This window comes from Pseudomonas sp. P5_A12, assembly GCF_056400685.1.
Map to the genome: position 1 here is coordinate 1 of NZ_JBFUKU010000042.1, position 17,331 is coordinate 17,331.

A 17,331-nucleotide genomic window follows, 5' to 3' on the forward strand; every position below is an offset into this window, starting at 1 on the left:
GTCCCGTCAGATGAGCTGACAGGACATTGAGCGCGACGGGCACCCTCCCTCTGCTTACCTCCTTCTACGCTTCTGACGGTGACGACATCGGTCAACCATCAGGAGAAAGTGCATGTCATCGTTTCAAGGTATTTGGGTTCCTCTCGTCACACCGTTCAACAATGGCGCCATTGACTTCGTTGGCTTGCGCCGGTTGGTCAGCCATCTGATGGAAAAAGGTATCAACGGGATAGTAGTTTGCGGCACCACCGGCGAAGCCGCTGCGCTCAGTAAACAAGAACAACTGGCGGTGCTCGATGCGGTGCTGGAGCAAGTGCCGGCCCGGCAGGTCGTGATGGGCCTGGCCGGTAACAACCTGATCGAGCTGTTGCACTTTCAGCAGGAGATTCTCAAGCGCCCCGTGGCAGGCCTGCTGGTGCCGCCGCCGTATTACATCCGGCCGTCCCAGGCGGGGCTCGAAAGTTTTTTCAAGACGGTCGCCGATGCCTCCAGCGTGCCGCTGATCCTCTACGACATCCCTTACCGTACCGGCGTGGCCTTCGAACAGGCGACCCTGCTCAATATCGTTAACCATGAGCGTATCGTGGCGATCAAGGACTGTGGCGGCAATATGAGCAACACCTTGGCTCTACTGGCCAGTGGTAAGGTCGATGTGTTGTGCGGTGAAGACAATCAGATCTTCAACGCCTTGTGTCTGGGCGCCAAGGGCGCAATTGCTGCTTCAGCCCATGTGCATCCCGAACACTTTGTTGTACTGTTTCAGCAGATCCGCGACAACCAGTTGCCCGCCAGCCGCAAGACATTTTTCAAATTACTGCCTCTGATTCAAAGCCTGTTTATCGAACCCAATCCTGCTCCGGTGAAAACCGTCCTGGCCCTCGAAGGCTTGATCGGTGACGAACTGCGCGCTCCGATGCAAGCGAGCAGCGGAGCTTTGAAAGTACGTTTGCAGGGTGTGCTGAAGGAGCTGGAAAGCAAATAAAGTTCGGCATCAGGAGATCATTGGCCGGAACGAACACGATCGCAAGGTGAGCCTATTAACTTGTCTTTCGAAAGTGTTCAGCCGGCCCTTTGGCCCGAAGAGGCGACTCCACTTCGTTCACATCAGCAGAACGACCTCATCGGGCACTGATCTGTTAGAGATACCCACTATCGGTTCAGATATTTCGATCAAATTCAGATCTGGATCGCGAACATAAACGGAGCGAATCGGGCCAGTAGCGCCGGTGCGTTGTACAGGGCCTTCGATGATCGGCCAATGACAGCTTCGAAGATGCTCGATGACTTGCTCCAAGCGGCAACTGGCGATGAAACAGAGATCTAATGAGCCCGGCACCGGCCGATGCGCTTTTGGCTCAAACTCCTTCCCCCGCACATGCACATTTATTTTTTGATCGCCGAAACGGAAAGCTAACCGGCCTTCCCCGAATGTTTCAAGGCGCATCCCCATCACACGCACATAGAAATCCATGCAGGCTTCTGCGTCTACGGTGGTGAGTACAAGGTGATCCAGATGAGCTATCAATGTGTTGGCTCCACTTCATTGCTAGCCCCTTTCCAGCGGCTGCAGYTTCATTGTGAATGGGATGGCGTCACCCTCTGCAATACCCTGCCATGCGTGTGGCCATGGGGTGATGAGCACACCAATCGCCAACTCATTGCGTTACACCTAAACCAGGGCAAACGATCATGAATCACAGGGCCATGCGCTCTTAGCACGATCCTCTTTCTAAGAGTCTGACAAACCTCAGGAGTGAAACAGGACGAAGCCTTCCACCGGCACCCGCTCGCTTGCGAGTGTGTTCTCGACCTTGGTGCTATCTGCATATCCCAAGCTCATGGCGCACACCATTTTTTGATCGCTCGGTAAATTCAAGTGCTCGGTAATCAGTCGATGGTATTTGTTGAAAGCAGCTTGCGGGCAGGTATCTAGATCGAATGTTCGGGCCATCAGCATCACATTTTGTAGAAACATGCCGAAGTCGAGCCATGATCCCTGCTCCATGCTCCGATCAGTCGTGAATACAATTCCCACCGGCGCGTCAAAAAAATCAAAATTACGCGCATGCTGTGCCTTCATCGCGAGCTTATCTTCGCGTGGTATACCCAGTAACGAATAGAGTCCCCACCCCAAGGCTCGCCGACGATCAATGAACGGCGACTTCCAGGTCTTGGGATAGTAAGCAAACTCTTCTTGATGCAGATCGTTCTGTTCAGGATCTTCCAAAATCGTCGCGATCTTGCGCGACAACGCGATTTTTGTCTCCCCCGTGAGGACGTGAGCTACCCAAGGTTGAATATTGCTGCCCGAGGGAGCTCTCGAAGCGTGGGAAAATATTGCTTCTAGCACGCTTCGCTCAATCGGATCGGACAAAAATGCTCTCACTGAACGGCGAGTTTCAATGGCCTCGACCACGCTCACTTTCGACTGGCACATAAGCCCTCCAATTCTGGTATCAAATGACACTCTCCTTGTCGTTACCACCTATAGGATGCGAAGGCGTATCACAGTTGGAATCACTGCGGCTGCAACTCGATGATCCGAAAAAAAATGGCGAATTATCACGTCCAAAGTAGAAAAAAACGCTGACTAAAGCGTCAGCGCTGAGGAAAAAAACACCATAATCAGCAACCTCGAAATGCGCGTATTTCGTTCGTGCCGAGATATTAAAACAAAGGAATGCTATAGCTCACGAACACTCGATTTTGATCTTGATTCCGAGCCGCCTCACTATTGGATTTACCATTACGCCAACCGAACGCCACGTTTTTAAGCGCTCCGGATTGAACGACGTAATCCAGAGTAAAGTCTCTTTCCCACTCCTTCTGATCACTACCGGAGGTTGTCTTGATGTTGTCGCCGGAGAGGTAAATAACCGACGCCTTCAAACCTGGAATACCCACCGCAGCGAAGTCGTACGCGTACTGACCGAAAGCTGTATTCTCACCTGCACGGGTAAAGCTTTGAATCAGGCGATCGGTGTAGAGGTACAGGCTCGTGCCACCGGCGCCTTTGTCTACCAAGCTCCCCTGATTGAGTTGAGTAAAATTGCTGCCATCCGAAACGCTTTGATACCCCGCCGTAACAGCATGTCCACCCACGGTGTAAATCAGTGCAGCACTCCAGGTGCGGTTATCAATCTCGCCATCGCCGCTTTCGGTGAAGCCACTTATTCTGTATCCAGTGGTGCCGGAGCTATTCTCCCCTGACGAGTCTGTCTTGAAGTAGCGCAGGTCAGTTTTCAGGTATTGATTTTCCGAAATCGTCAGCGTGTGAATCAGTCCGAAAAAATGCTGGGTATAGTAGTCGTCGAGATTGGCGTAGTAGTACTGAGCGGTCAGGTCTTTGGTGACCTTCCAATCACCCCCAGCAAAGTCGAACTTGTTACTTTCACGCGTGCCGCCGGCCACGGAAAGCCCCGTTTGATCGGTCGAACCACGGCCCGTCGCATGTTCGATCCGACCGCCAGTCAAAGTCAGATTCTTGATCTCGCCTGAAGTAATCTGGCCACCTTCGAAAGTTTGTGGCAGCACACGCCYATCATTGGCGACCAAGATCGGAAGCTTCGGAATGAGGGTACCGTAGCGAAGCTCGGTCTTTGAGATTTTGACTTTCCCGGTAAGCCCAAGCCGGCTCCACTCGTCAACGGCGCTGTTGTCACCGTCAGAAGGAATCATCGTGCTCCCAACATGCCGTCCTTTACCGCTGTCTAACGTGATGCCCATCAGGCCAAGGGCATCGATACCAACGCCGACAGTGCCATCGGTATAACCAGACTTGAAATCGAGCATGAAGCCTTGCGCCCACTCCTCAGTTTTCGAGGGGGCTGCTGTACCATCGCGGTTATCGTTACTGAAATAAAAATTCCTCAGTCCCAAGGTAGCTTTGCCATCACTTAGGAAATCGGCATATGCATGGCTACTTAGTGCAGTACAGGCAAGGGCAAAAGTTGTAGTACATGCCTTTTTATACATTTAAACGCTCCGATTTTTTTATTTTAAGAAGCAGAAGCAACACAAATCTGCCAACCAGCCCCGATACGACTTGAACTAGTCGGGTTAGAAGTCCGAGCAGCGAGGCGCCAGGGGCAATTTCTTGCGACCTGCTGGAGGTTAAAGCGAGCGATGAAAAACGACTAATTCAATTATCATTGTGATTATGCAATCTAATCTATCAATCTGCAGTGTGTAGGTTTTAGAGGACAACTAAGGCAGTAGATGAAGTTCATAAATTTGAATTTCAGCTGCACCGCCTGAAGCGGGGTCGATCAAGTATCTATATAGCTTGAATTCAATTAACAAACCTCGCAAGTTATCGACGCCAAAAACCGGTCACAAGCATTGGAGACCGAAAACCCAACGTCATTTAACTTACCGAGTCCTCCTTGACTCAGTTATGTTCATCCTAATATGGCGCGCAATCGCCCGAGAGTCCCTGCCAGATCTTTCTTACAATCACTCCAAACTTGTGCTCGGCATCATTTGTTTAGTCCCACTGCGGAGACTTTTAAATCCGGCCTGCTGTTCAACCTGTCCGTTGCCATCGAGATAACCATATCGTCGAAGGTCGGGCATCAGATATGAAGCGATTGCGGTGACTCCAACTATTGCCGTTACGTAATAGAAGAAATAGTGTTCCACACCTGCTACCCGAAAGCTCAGCGCGACATATTCTGAAGACCCTCCGAACAATGCTGCTCCAATTGCATACGGTAAACCAACGCCCAGGGCCCGAACGCTCGCAGGAAAGAAATCCGTCTTCACTACGCCAACGACTGGTGAGAAAAAAGAGCCAATAACCAGTCCAAGCACCACCAGCAAAAACGCTTCTATCGCACTTTGAGCATGGCTCAGTGCATTCAAAATAGGCCCAACAGTTAGCACACCCAGAGTGCCAAAAATCATCATATTTTTCTTGGTGCCAATCCGATCAGCCAGCATCCCGAATAGAGGTTGCATCGCCATAAAAATGATCAAAGCAAAGATCATGATGGTCGTGACTGTCGCTGCGGACAGGCCTGCTGACACCACCAACAGTTTTTGCATATAAGCGGTGAATGTATAATAGTAAAGCGAGCAACCGATGGTTACAGTGAAGGTCAGTATTACCGCTCGTTTATGCTTAGCCAGAGCCACGATAGAACCCGCTTCCTTGTGGTTCATGTTTTCTTCAGTGGCGGTTTCGACCATGGAACGGCGCAAGAATAGTACGACTACTGCAGCAAAGGCACCGATAAAGAAAGGGATTCTCCAACCCCACTCCTTGAGCATGTCTTGAGGTAAAACATGCTGCAAGAGCGACACGGTTAGCAGCGCGAGCAGTTGACCACCCATGATGGTCATATATTGGCATGACCCATAGAGCGCTCGGCGGCCTTTCGTTGAAACCTCACTGAGGTAGGTCGCACCGGTGCCGTACTCAGCGCCTACGGCAAGTCCTTGCATCAATCGTGCAACGACCAGCAGCGCCGGTGCAGCAACACCTATGGTTTGATAGGTAGGCAAAACTGCAATCAGTAGGGATCCGCCACACATCAGTAGAACGGACAACATCATCGATAGCTTGCGGCCTTTCTTGTCAGCGATACGACCAAATATCCAACCACCCAGGGGGCGCATGAAAAAGCCGACCGCAAACACGGCTGCAGTTGCCAGAAGCTGTGTAACTTGATCGCCAGCGGGGAAGAACAGCGATGCGAAGTAGATCGAGGTGTACGCATAGATGAAAAAGTCGAACCACTCCACCAGCGCACCTGAACACACGCCTGCGATGGCGCGAAATCGTTGGAGCCCGGTCAAGTGAAGATGATTTGTATCTTGCACGCTGCTCATACACTTACCTCTTATTGTATTGTTTTAGGCAAAGCAATAACGTCAACGCTATATCGTCATCGGACAGAGCGAAGCTTGATACTTGTGTGATTTGAAAGTGAGTTCTGCCAGCGCCCCTAGTGAAGCGCTGGCGAAACCCGCGGCTAGAACACGATCAGATCGCGCAGCGAGTTGCCGCTGGCCAAGCGATCAAAACCGACGTTGATATCCTCCAGCTTGAATCGCTCACCTATTAACTTGTTAATCGGCAGCTTACCCGCGCGGTAGAGAGCGATGTAACGAGGTATATCTCGTGCTGGAATGCATGAGCCCACATAACTGCCCTTGATCGTGCGCTCCTCCGCAGTGAGAGACAGTTGTTGTAATGGCCATTTTTCATCCGGGTGTGGTAGTCCCGCGGTGACTGTCGTTCCGCCGCGTCTTGTGGACGCGTAGGCGAGTTGCATTGCCGATACCGAGCCGGCGAACTCGAACGCATAGTCGACACCGCCCTTTGTGAACTCTCGAATCCGTTCGACGGCATCCGGGTCTTTAGCATTCACGGTTAGATCTGCACCCAACTCTCGCGCCAAGTCCAGCTTACTCTGGTGTACATCCACGGCTATCACTGGATTGGCGCCGGAGGCAAACGCACCTAGTAATGCGCTAAGCCCGACCCCGCCGAGTCCCACTATCAAAGCTGATGAACCTGGGCGCACCTGGCCTGTGTTGACTACCGCGCCGACACCCGTCAGTACAGCGCAGCCGAACACCGCAGCCTCGATGGGATCAATATCTTCGCCGATTGGAATGCAAGAACGCGCCGAGACAACTGCGTGATCGGAAAACGCAGAGACACCGCAGTGATGATTTATGGTGGTATCTGCTTGGCTCAATCGGTGGTGGCCGCCTAACAACTCGCCGCGGGCGTTAGCCTCTCCCCCGGGCTCACACAATGCTGGCCGCCCTTCCATGCAAGGTGAACAATGACCGCAGCTTGGGACAAACACCAAGGCAACCGTCTGGCCTGGTCTAACATTGGTGACACCAGAACCCACCTCGACAACTCTTGCGCTTGCCTCATGCCCGAGAGACATCGGCAGAGGTCGTGGCCTAACACCGGTGATAACCGAAAGATCTGAGTGGCATAAGCCAGCCGCGATCATCTCAACCAAAACTTCCCCAGGCCCGGGCCCCGCGAGACTGATTTCTTCAATATGCAATGGCAGGCTTTGCTCGAATGGTTTGGATACGCCTGATTGGCGTAGCACAGCTGAACGAATGATCATTGTTTTTATCCCATTCCAATTGATGTTTGTGTACTTACCCAGCGCTAGAGACACTCACTCAGCAATCGCCTTGCTTTCTCTAGCACTGGTGCATCTATCATTCTTCCTTCGAATCGAAATGCCCCAGGTTGCCCAGCTGCAAAGTCTATTAGACGTCGGGCCCACAAAACCTCGGCCTCTTGGTGCTGATGAACCTGGTCGATGATCGCGATTTGTCGCGGGTGAATGCAGAGCATTCCGCCCATCCCCATGCTTTTGCCGTGCCGGGCGAATGCGACTAGCCCTTCGGGGTTTTCGACGTTTGGGAAGATCGTGTCCAGCGGCGCCGCAAGGTTGTTTGCTGCACTGCTGATAAGTAAAGAATACCGAACCTGATCAAAAATCAGGTTTATTGCTGGGTCGCTTGGATCGACACCTAGCGAATAGCCCAAATCAAGAGCGCCAAACGTCAAACGTTCAACGCCTGCAGCGGCGGCAATGGCTGAGCATCCAATGAGTCCTTGCGCACTTTCAATAAGTGGCCAGACGCTCAACCCCAAACTCGACACGCTCTCAAGCTGAGCCGCGCTTTCAGCCTTGGGAATGACAACGCCCTTGAGCTGAGGATGCTCACGGCAGAACCGAATATCTTCGGCGTGGTACTGAGTGTCTTGTGCGTTGATCCTCACCATAACGTTGGAAAAGTCCGCCGCATGTAAGTAGTCAGCCAGATTGTCCCGAGCCTGTGCTTTAAGGCCCGGCTCCACCGCGTCTTCGAAATCTACAATGACCCGATCCGCACCAGAAGCAATTGCCTTGGCAAAGCGCTCAGAACGACTTCCCGGCACAAAGAGAGCTGTACGAATAGAATTCATATAGCCCCCTGCACCTGTAGAGACTCGATATCCTCATCGGTGTACCCAAGCTCAGCGAGGATCTGGCTAGTGTGTTGCCCCAGCGCTGGGATCGCACCCATCCGATGCACGAATTGGTTGTTTTTACCTGGAGGAAGGAGTGYCGGAAGCGGCCCGGCGGCGCTATCAACTGAGACCCAGCGTTGACGTGCTCCCAACTGGGGATGCTTCCAGACGTCTTGAAGCGTATTAACGTTTGCGTTTGCTATACCTGCATTGTCCAGCCTCTGCGTGACCTGTTCAGCGCCCAGGCTCTCAAAGACACCTACAATTGTGGCCCGCAATTCTTCGCGGTTCGCTGAGCGTTTGCTGTTCGAGTCGAACTTCACGTCCTGCTGCAGATCGGGTAGCTCCAAAACTTTTTCGCAAAATAACGCCCACTCACGTTCATTTTGGAGCCCGAGCATTACGACGCCATTGCCAGCGGAGAATGGGCCGTATGGATAAATGGTGGCATGTGATGCCCCAGCTCTTGCCGGAGCTGGTGCGCCATCGAATGCGTAGTACATGGGGTAGCCCATCCACTCGACCAGGCTTTCAAGCATGCTCACGTCAACGTGACTTCCCTGGCCTGTCTTATCGCGCAGTAACAGGGCAGAAAGTACCCCGGTGTACGCGTACATGCCTGCAGCAATATCCGCGATTGAATTGCCAGCTTTGGCCATCCCCTCCTCACCTGGCCCGCCAGTGAWAGAGAGGAATCCTCCTTCGCTTTGGATCAGAAGATCGTAAGCTTTTTTTTGCTCATAAGGGCCGCCCTCGCCGTAGCCGGAAATATCGCAGCAAATCAGCTGCGGGTATTTCTGATGAAGGTCAKCAAAACCAAGTCCCATCCGCTTCGCAGCACCTGGCGCGAGGTTCTGCACCAACACATCTGCCGTTTCGAGCAGAGAATGAAGAATCGCGTCTGCGCCCTCCTTCTTCACATCGAGCGTCAAGCTCTCTTTGGAGCGGTTAGTCCATACGAAATGTGAAGCCAATCCCGCTGTGCGGGTGTCATAGGCGCGGGCAAAATCACCGACATTTGGCCGTTCAATTTTGATAACTCGCGCGCCCAGATCGGCCAATTGACGGGTACAGAATGGTGCTGCGATGGCATGCTCCAGACTCACTACGGTGATGCCGTCTAACGGTCGGATATTTGTCATGATTTAGACCCTCTTCGCAAAACGGACGGTCGCCATTTGAGCGACACCGGCGGAATTGAAAGCTTCCAAATGCGCAACACCAGGGTCAGTAATCCGCCCTGCAACATTGAACGCCTGTCCACAGATGAGCGGCCGCACCCCTCTATAGGAGAATTCCAATACATCTGTCGCAGGGTTCGCCTTAATGAAAGCTGCGAGGTTCAGGGTGGCGATGAGCGGGCCATGAGTGACGAGGCCGCTATACCCTTCTACCTCGGTAGCGTAATTAAAGTCGTAGTGAATACGATGACCGTTGAAAGTTACCGCTGAATACCGAAACAACTGGACTGTGTCCGGATCATGCCTTTCCGACCAGTCCGGAGCTGCCATGCCTGAATCACTACTCGTTTTTGGCGATGAAAGCTCCCGATAGACGATGTCTTGATCCTCTTTCAGGCAAATCTCGCCAGATTGGGAATAAACATGCGTCACGGTGATAAAAAGAAGCTTGCCTGTGCGCCCTTCCTTTTCGTTGATTGCAGTGATCGTAGACTTGCGCTCGGCAGCCGCTCCGACGACAAGGGGTTTGATAAAAGAAAGCCGCCCCCCTGCCCACATCCGGTTCCGGTTATCCGCGGGAGGCAGAAATCCGCCCAAGGCAGGATGGCCATCACGTCCCAATTCAGGGCGCGGTAAAGCTGGTTGAAAGAAGCACCACTGCCACAAGTGAGGAATTGCGTCGCCTTCTTCAAGACATGGGTGCCCGAGGGTCGCGGATACCCTGCGCAATAAATCCAGGCTTAAAAGCTCAGTCGTCGTTTCACTTTTGCCGAGCCATTCTTGGAGTTGAACCGAAGCCATTTTAATCATCCCTCACAAGTCAGAGACCAGATCAGCCGCTTAGTGCGGCGACCCGACTTGATTCCATTTTTATGCTCATCACGTCAGAAGAAACAGCGAGATTTTCAGGACGTAGCGTTTGAAAATAACAAACGCACCTGATTAACTCATCGTGGAGGGGCGCGGTATTTCAACGAGCGCTTTCATACGAATTACGCATGTGAGGTGGGGAAAAATGGCCTATGACTTAACAGACATGAAGGTTTTCGTTGCCGCCGCAGAGGAAGGAAATCTTTCCCGTGGCGCTGAGCGTTGCCATCTCTCTGCGTCGTCCGCGAGCCTTCGCATAAAAAACTTGGAGTCCGTTCTTGGGACTCAACTGCTCACGCGGCGAGCCCGAGGCGTGATACCTACGGCTGCTGGCCTCGTCTTACTGGAGCACGCTCGACGATGCCTTGCTCAGCTTGAGCAAATGCGCAATGACCTCGCGCCCTTTACCAACGGAATGAGTAACAACGTTACTGTGTTCGCCAACAACAATGCAGTGGCAACACACCTGCCATATGACCTGGCAATTTTCTTCCGCCGCCATCCTGAAGTCCGAGTTACGCTGGAGGAAAGGATGAGTCATGACATCATCAACGCAATTGCGGAAGGTCGGGCAGACATAGGTATTGTGGCTTTAGAGTCTGAACACCCCGAATTGAAATTCATCCCGTACAAGAAAGACAAACTTGTGCTCATTGCGCCCCTTCGGCACCCCCTTGCGGACTGCACTGAAATTCATTTTGCAGACTGTTTGAACTACCCCTTCATCAGCCTCCAGTCTGGCGCGGCCCTTCATACTTTTCTCATTGGGCACGCTCAAGCGGTCGGTCAACGTTTAGATATCCGGGTTCAGGTGTCGGGGTTCTGGGCGATCGTACGTCTAGTGGCGTCTGGTGCTGGCGTAGGAGTTGTCCCACGTACCGCGATCCCAGTTTCAGAAGAGAACAATATAATGATTGTGGATCTTCTTGATCCTTGGGCCGTACGCGATCTGAGGGTATGTATTCCTAAGGAAAAGAGCGTCGAACACGCTCATCGTGACAGTCTGATCAAGATCTTGTGCCCTAAGCTCGAAGGGGAACCATGATTTAGCGTTTGTATTTAACAAACGCGGACATTGGTAATTCTCGATTCTCATTGCCCATCGCCAGTTATAAAGTCTGATCACTGCACCGTCGTCTGAAGAAGAATCCAAAACAAGAAAGTCAAGGGAGCCAGAAATTGAAATCGGTAGTCCCGGCAACCAGTGATCAGCGAGACTTCAAATGAGCCAACTTAAGCTCCATGCCATGACATGCGGCTGGATGACCATGCCCTACGGCTTTTTTATGGCAGGCCAGCCCGGCGAGATAGCCATCCCCGTTCCTAGTTATTTCATAGAACATCCCAAAGGTACTGTGTTGTTTGACACCGGTCTTGAAAAGCGCCTGCAGGATCAGGAAAGCGTCAAAGAGGCGCTCGGGATATTTGGCGACTTCACTGGCATCACCTTCCTGCCTGGGGAAGACATTGCCGAGCGACTTAAATCTTTCGGTCAAGACCCAGAGAAAATTGATTTCCTCATCAACTCTCATCTTCACTTTGATCACTGCGGCGGCAATGAATCCATTACCAATGCTCGCTTGGTCATCCAAAAACGGGAGTGGCAATCAGCTGTTTCCGAGCTAGGGATTGAAGCCAATCATTACTTCACCCGAAACTACGATCACGGACATGACCGCCTCGAAGTGGATGGCGAGCATGATCTGTTCGGGGACGGAAGCGTCGTGCTGTTTCTCAGTTACGGACATACCCCAGGCCACCAATCGTTAAAAGTGAAGGTCGATGGGAAAGACGTGATCCTCACGTCGGACGCCTGCTACTTAAAAGCAGCTCTCCAGAAAATGATGCTTCCAGATGCAATTGTTGTTCGGGATCCACAGCAAATGCTGGACAACTTCCACATGTTCAAGCGGCTACAAGATGCCGGCGCCATTCTCATTTTCGGCCATGATCCCGACCAATCCGCCGCGCTCACCGACGGGCCTATGCGCCAAGTGACGCTTGCAACGCTGGGCACCTGAATCCGGCGCTTTTCAGGCTAATCCAATCTAGGGACTTACGTTGCTCTGAAATCAGAGCTGACGAAGGCTCTCCTCTCGAACTCACCAAAAAGATGCGAGGTTTCTCCCAATGACTTCTTCCACATCTCAGTCTGTTTACTCGCCCTACAGCCAAGCCTTCGTAGGAAAGGTCACATTATCATCGGCGGAAGATATCGAGTCGGCGCTGACTGTCGCCTATTCCTTGCACCGCGATCGTGATGGCTGGTTGAAGAAAACCGAGCGCATCGAAATTTTAAAGCGCACGGCTGGCCTCATCGCCGAGCGCCGGCAAGACTTGGCCCTTCAGGCTGCTAGCGAGGGCGGTAAGCCGTTGAAAGATTCATTACTGGAAGTGGATCGAGGGATTGAGGGCATTCTCAACTGTATCGAAGTCATGCGTACTGATGCAGGTAATGTGATACCTATGGGGCTGAACGCTACTTCGCTCGGGAAAATTGCGTTCACGCAGTACGAGCCCATCGGCGTTGTCGCTGCCGTTTCCGCCTTCAATCACCCCTTTAACCTGATCATCCATCAGGTTATCCCAGCCGTTGCGGTTAACTGTCCTGTCATCGTGAAACCAGCTTCGAAGACGCCGCTCAGCTGCAAAGCCATTATCGATATATTGCATGAAGCCGGTTTGCCAGACGGCTGGGCACAGATGGTGCTTCCTGAGAAAAACGAGCTCACTGAAAAGCTGGTAGCAGATCCGCGTGTCGGCTTCTTCAGCTTCATCGGCTCCGCAGCAGTGGGTTGGATGCTGCGCTCTAAACTGGCTGCGGGAACTCGGTTCGCGCTGGAGCATGGCGGTGTTGCTCCCGTCATCTTTGCCGCCGATGCGGACATCGAAGACGCTGCGCCTCGTTTGGCTCGTGGTGGATTCTGGCATGCAGGGCAAGCATGCGTAAGCGTGCAGCGTGTCTTTTGCCACTCCAGCATTGCGAGCAAACTGGCCCAACGCCTGGGAGAGCTCGGGGACGCGCTGACAGTCGGAAATCCCCAGGAAATCAAAACAGATGTAGGCCCCCTGATCAACGAGCGGGAGGCTGGCCGGATTGGTCAATGGGTTGATGAGGCGGTATCAGGCGGTGCCGAGCTTATCTCTGGCGGCAAGTCGCTGGGCAATAACTGCTATTCGCCTACTGTGCTGCTGAATCCGCCGATCAATTCCAGCGTGATGCAAAAAGAAGTGTTTGGCCCCGTCATCGCAGTCTACAGTTTTGACGATATTGATGAGGCGATCGGCCTTGCGAATGCACTCGACTACTCATTCCAAGCTGCAGTGTTCACCGGCAGTCTCGACACCGCTATGCATTGCTATCAGCGCATCGACGCGACCGCAGTGATGATCAACGAAAATACTCTATTCCGTGTCGACTGGATGCCGTTCGCTGGCGCCCGTCACTCGGGCCATGGCGTTGGCGGCATTCCTCACACCATGAAGGAAATGCAAACCGAGAAGATGATGGTTTGGCGCTCCAAAGCCATTGAGTAACTGCTAGACCTCGGCCCTGCGATCATGCTACAGGGCCGCCTTCCAAACCATCCGACTCTGACTCGCAGGTAACAATAATGATCAATCCCAATTGTGATGAACTCAATGCCATCCGCGAGGGTGTTCGCGCCTTATGCTCTGAATTTGACGCGGCCTACTGGCGCAAGATCGACGAAGACAAAGGCTTTCCTGAAACGTTTGTAAAAGCCATGACTGACGCCGGCTGGTTAGCTGCCATGATCCCTACTGAGTATGGTGGGTCTGGATTGGGTCTGCTCGAAGCATCGGTCATCCTGGAAGAGGTCAACCGATGCGGAGGTAACTCGGGTACGGTGCATGGACAGATGTACAACATGTTCACTTTGTTGCGTCACGGCAGCGATGAACAGAAGAGCTATTACTTGCCAAAGCTGGCCAGCGGCGAGCTACGTCTCCAGTCAATGGCGGTGACCGAGCCCACTACTGGTACAGATACAACCAAGATCAAGACAACTGCAGTGCGTCGTGGAGACAAGTACATCATCAACGGGCAGAAGGTATGGATTTCGCGTGTCCAGCACTCCGACCTGATGATTCTGCTTGCACGGACAACTCCGCTGGCGGATGTCGCCAAGAAATCCGAAGGGATGTCGATCTTCCTGATTGACCTACGCGAGGCTATTGGGAACGGCTTGACCGTTCAGCCGATCGCCAACATGGTGAATCACGAGACCAATGAGCTTTTCTTTGACGACCTTGAAATTCCTCTAGATAGCTTGATCGGCGAGGAAGGCAAGGGCTTCAAATACATTCTCGATGGCCTCAACGCAGAGCGAACCCTGATTGCTGCCGAGTGCATCGGTGACGGCAGGTGGTTCGTCGAAAAGGCGAGTGCCTACGCCCGAGATCGTTCGGTGTTTGGCCGACCTATTGGACAGAATCAAGGCGTTCAGTTTCCGATCGCTGAAGCACATATCGAAATCGAGGCGGCTGACTTAATGCGCTGGCGCGCATGTGAGGAATACGACAGCGGGTGCAACGCCGGTGCTAGCGCGAACATGGCCAAATACCTGGCTGCGAAAGCCTCTTGGGAAGCCGCCAACGCCTGCTTGCAAACGCACGGTGGGTTCGGGTTTGCTTGTGAATACGACGTGGAGCGAAAATTCCGGGAGACTCGCCTGTACCAAGTCGCCCCCATTTCAACGAATTTGATCCTCGCTTATGTCGCAGAGCACCTCTTGGAGCTGCCCCGCTCGTTCTAACGGATATGACGCTGTTAAAGCAGCAGTCCATTGTTCGAAGACAACCAGATTGAACGCTGGAAAACGGAGGGCAGGATATAGCTAGCTAGCAAAGCCTGGGTGACCAGGTGCTGCTCAATAGTTTGAGCGTGCGGGGCAACCTCCCTGCTACACCAATTTGCCCTCGGACGYTCAGCACTCCACCGCACTCATGGTGCTGAGTCCGGTGGCCGAGAAGTCGCTTCTCAGATCGTATTATCAACTGTGAACGTGAACTCAGGGCTCCATTTGTCTGGGGCCTGCTGGTGTAGCTCCCAGAACCGTTGCGCGATCTCTGCGGTTTCCGGTGACTCAGCAGTGATGTTCGCAGCGACAGTGACGGTGCCGATGTGGATGCCTTGGACTTTGAGTGTTTTCAAAGAACTCCACCACTAAAGAATGGATGCCTGCCTCGCCTTGGTTCGCTGCTGATCTCGGGCGCTCACGATCACTCGGAAGCCTTCGCGAGCAAATCGCAGCGCTGTCTCAAAGCCAATGCCTGAGCCGGTGCCGATACTGAGGAATGTTTTGGTGTGCGCCTGCTTGCACGAACCACTCGCAAGGTAGCGTTGACTGAGGTCGTCACTCTGTATTATCAGCGTGTCCGTAGAATCCTTGACGACCTGAGCATCGTCGGTGACGAGGCCAGCGATCTTGCTTCCAAACCCAAGGACTATTGAGAACCCCAGTGCCTGCTACGTTTGGTTGGCAATGGATCTCTCCTGCGCTGCCAAGCTTTCTGACCATGCATCCTCAGATACGGATTGATGCTGTTTACAGTGATCCGTATGTCGATCTCGTCTCAGAAGGGTTCGACGTTGCGATCAGGCTCGGCATTTTAAAGGATAATAGCAATACCGCCATGTTGATGGCCCCGTCACAGACGGCACTGTATGCCGCGCCTGGCTATCTGCTGAGTCATGGCACGCCTTTGCATCTTGATGATCTGTCGAGTCATGCATGCCTGAGGTTTACCAGTCATGACAGCTGGCCGGAGTGGGTTCTTTTGAATACACACCCGATGCGCCATCAAGTCATCAGGGCCGATGACGGCTGACAACTCTGAGGCGCTCTTGATCGCCGCTATAGACGGATCGGGTATTGTCATGACCCCGGAGTTGCTTGCGAGCCCTGCAGTCAAAGCCGGAAGTTTGGTGAGAATACTCATGGACTGGCATGGAGGAACGAACGGAGGGGATCCATGCGGTGATGCCTCCCGGGCGTTTGGTGCCCGTGAAGACGCGTGTGTTCGTCGAGCACATCGCCTATGCCATCCGAATAGCAAGGTCGCTCGATTAGAGTTAGTGTTGGCTTAACATTCGGCTGGCGCTAACAATCTGTTACTTAAACAATAACAATCACTGTTATCAGAGAGTTACCAATCAATTAATATAACGAGGATTTATCATCTACATGCCTCCCGTTATTCTGGCCCCACACCAAACAACGGAGTCACAAAATGAATTCCCTCGTAAATGTAACTAAGAAAGTTGCTGTTCAACGTACTCAGGCTCCAGGCTTTTTCCGTTATGCACATGGCGATGTTGTGGTAACCGCCCTGTATGACGGCTATGTAAGTCTTGATCCAATGACACTTACCGGCCTGACCGACGAAGAGCGTGCTGAAGACCTCACCCGTCAGATGCATGCACTTAACGCCGACGTCGACTCTGCCGTCAACGCCTTCCTGATCCATGATGGCAAACAACTGATCATGGTCGATGCAGGTTCGGCCCACGTTGCTGGCCCAACCATGGGCAAATTACTCAAGAACATCGCCGCAGCCGGTTACACCCCTGAAGATATCGACACCATCATCTTGACTCACATGCATCCCGACCACATCGGAGGGATCACCAACGAGAAAGGTGAAGGGTTCTTCCCGAACGCGATCGTCTGGGCACACAAGGCCGATGCAGACTTCTGGCTGGACACCAACACCGCGAACGGCCTGCCTGATGGCGAGAAAGCATTCGTCCAGATCGCTATTGATGCAGCTGCTCCTTATATCGCAAGCGATCGCTTCAATACTTTCGCCTTCGGTGATGAGATCGTGCCTAGTTTGATCACTGCCGTTGATGCTGCTGGCCATACCCCAGGACACACAGCGTTCATGGTGACTTCGGCCGGCCAGAACATGCTGTTCTGGGGCGACATTTCGCACATCCCTGCGATCCAGCTTCCTCACCCAGCTGCCACGATCGAGTTGGACGTGTTCCCGGAGATGGCCGTAGCGTCGCGTAAACGCGTACTGGCTGACACCGTAAAAGGTCAGTGGGTAGTCGGCGGTTCGCACCAACCTTTCCCAGGCATCGGTCGCGTACGCAAGGAAGGTGCAGGCTATGCATGGGTTGCAGCGGAATACGGCGCACCCTCCTCGCTGGATGATTAATCATTCAATCTGGTTCCCGGCCACTCAGGCCGGGGCCTGGTGAGTGTTCTTAGCTAAGCATTCGTTTTCATGCGGTGGCTTAGTCCACCGCAC

The 17,331-nt window shown here is 52.9% G+C and carries 15 protein-coding genes; 7 read left to right on the plus strand and 8 right to left on the minus strand.

All coding sequences use genetic code 11. The features are described 5' to 3' along the window. Positions 1-112 precede the first annotated feature (112 nt). On the plus strand, positions 113-982 hold the full coding sequence (gene dapA / locus AC1DSG_RS08800) for a 4-hydroxy-tetrahydrodipicolinate synthase (protein WP_477790531.1): 870 nt from the start codon (positions 113-115) through the stop codon (positions 980-982). 117 nt (positions 983-1,099) lie between these two features. Here dapA and AC1DSG_RS08805 read toward each other — a convergent pair whose 3' ends face one another. The 8 genes from AC1DSG_RS08805 to AC1DSG_RS08840 form a co-directional block, all read right to left on the minus strand. Next, positions 1,100-1,525 carry a VOC family protein gene (locus tag AC1DSG_RS08805; RefSeq protein WP_477790532.1) on the minus strand — a complete coding sequence of 142 codons (426 nt, stop codon included), beginning with the start codon at positions 1,523-1,525 and terminating at the stop codon, positions 1,100-1,102. Between the two features lie 222 nt (positions 1,526-1,747). Further along, positions 1,748-2,437 carry a nitroreductase gene (locus tag AC1DSG_RS08810; RefSeq protein ID WP_477790533.1) on the minus strand — a complete coding sequence of 230 codons (690 nt, stop codon included), beginning with the start codon at positions 2,435-2,437 and terminating at the stop codon, positions 1,748-1,750. A 230-nt stretch (positions 2,438-2,667) separates the two neighbouring features. Continuing rightward, on the minus strand, positions 2,668-3,975 hold the full coding sequence (locus tag AC1DSG_RS08815) for an OprD family porin (RefSeq protein ID WP_477790534.1): 1,308 nt from the start codon (positions 3,973-3,975) through the stop codon (positions 2,668-2,670). 480 nt (positions 3,976-4,455) lie between these two features. Next, on the minus strand, positions 4,456-5,832 hold the full coding sequence (locus AC1DSG_RS08820; protein ID WP_477790535.1) for an MFS transporter: 1,377 nt from the start codon (positions 5,830-5,832) through the stop codon (positions 4,456-4,458). Positions 5,833-5,975: 143 nt separating this feature from the next. Beyond that, a complete protein-coding gene (locus AC1DSG_RS08825) occupies positions 5,976-7,100 on the minus strand; it encodes a zinc-dependent alcohol dehydrogenase family protein (RefSeq protein ID WP_477790536.1) in 1,125 nt (374 codons plus the stop codon). 44 nt (positions 7,101-7,144) lie between these two features. After that, a complete protein-coding gene (locus tag AC1DSG_RS08830; RefSeq protein WP_477790537.1) occupies positions 7,145-7,954 on the minus strand; it encodes an HpcH/HpaI aldolase/citrate lyase family protein in 810 nt (269 codons plus the stop codon). Continuing rightward, complete coding sequence (locus tag AC1DSG_RS08835) at positions 7,951-9,141, minus strand: CaiB/BaiF CoA transferase family protein (protein ID WP_477790538.1); 1,191 nt, start codon at positions 9,139-9,141, stop codon at positions 7,951-7,953. Before AC1DSG_RS08835 ends, AC1DSG_RS08830 begins: the two co-directional genes overlap by 4 nt. Positions 9,142-9,144: 3 nt before the next feature. Further along, positions 9,145-9,981, minus strand: coding sequence for an HTD2 family dehydratase (locus tag AC1DSG_RS08840; protein WP_477790539.1), 837 nt, complete (start codon positions 9,979-9,981; stop codon positions 9,145-9,147). 214 nt (positions 9,982-10,195) lie between these two features. Here AC1DSG_RS08840 and AC1DSG_RS08845 point away from each other — a divergent pair, with 214 nt between their 5' ends. The 6 genes from AC1DSG_RS08845 to AC1DSG_RS08870 all read left to right on the plus strand — a co-directional run bounded on the left by AC1DSG_RS08845 (position 10,196) and on the right by AC1DSG_RS08870 (position 17,238). After that, entirely contained in the window at positions 10,196-11,095 is a 900-nt protein-coding gene (locus AC1DSG_RS08845; RefSeq protein WP_477790540.1) for a LysR family transcriptional regulator, read from the plus strand. 178 nt (positions 11,096-11,273) lie between these two features. Beyond that, positions 11,274-12,071 (plus strand): N-acyl homoserine lactonase family protein, encoded by a 798-nt coding sequence (locus AC1DSG_RS08850; RefSeq protein ID WP_477790541.1) that lies wholly within the window; start codon positions 11,274-11,276, stop codon positions 12,069-12,071. A gap of 109 nt (positions 12,072-12,180) precedes the next feature. Further along, positions 12,181-13,587 (plus strand): aldehyde dehydrogenase family protein, encoded by a 1,407-nt coding sequence (locus AC1DSG_RS08855; RefSeq protein WP_477790542.1) that lies wholly within the window; start codon positions 12,181-12,183, stop codon positions 13,585-13,587. 80 nt (positions 13,588-13,667) lie between these two features. After that, positions 13,668-14,828 carry an acyl-CoA dehydrogenase family protein gene (locus AC1DSG_RS08860; RefSeq protein WP_477790556.1) on the plus strand — a complete coding sequence of 387 codons (1,161 nt, stop codon included), beginning with the start codon at positions 13,668-13,670 and terminating at the stop codon, positions 14,826-14,828. Between the two features lie 694 nt (positions 14,829-15,522). Next, a complete protein-coding gene (locus tag AC1DSG_RS08865) occupies positions 15,523-15,903 on the plus strand; it encodes a LysR substrate-binding domain-containing protein (protein ID WP_477790543.1) in 381 nt (126 codons plus the stop codon). Positions 15,904-16,305: 402 nt separating this feature from the next. After that, a complete protein-coding gene (locus AC1DSG_RS08870; RefSeq protein WP_477790544.1) occupies positions 16,306-17,238 on the plus strand; it encodes an MBL fold metallo-hydrolase in 933 nt (310 codons plus the stop codon). Positions 17,239-17,331 lie beyond the last annotated feature (93 nt).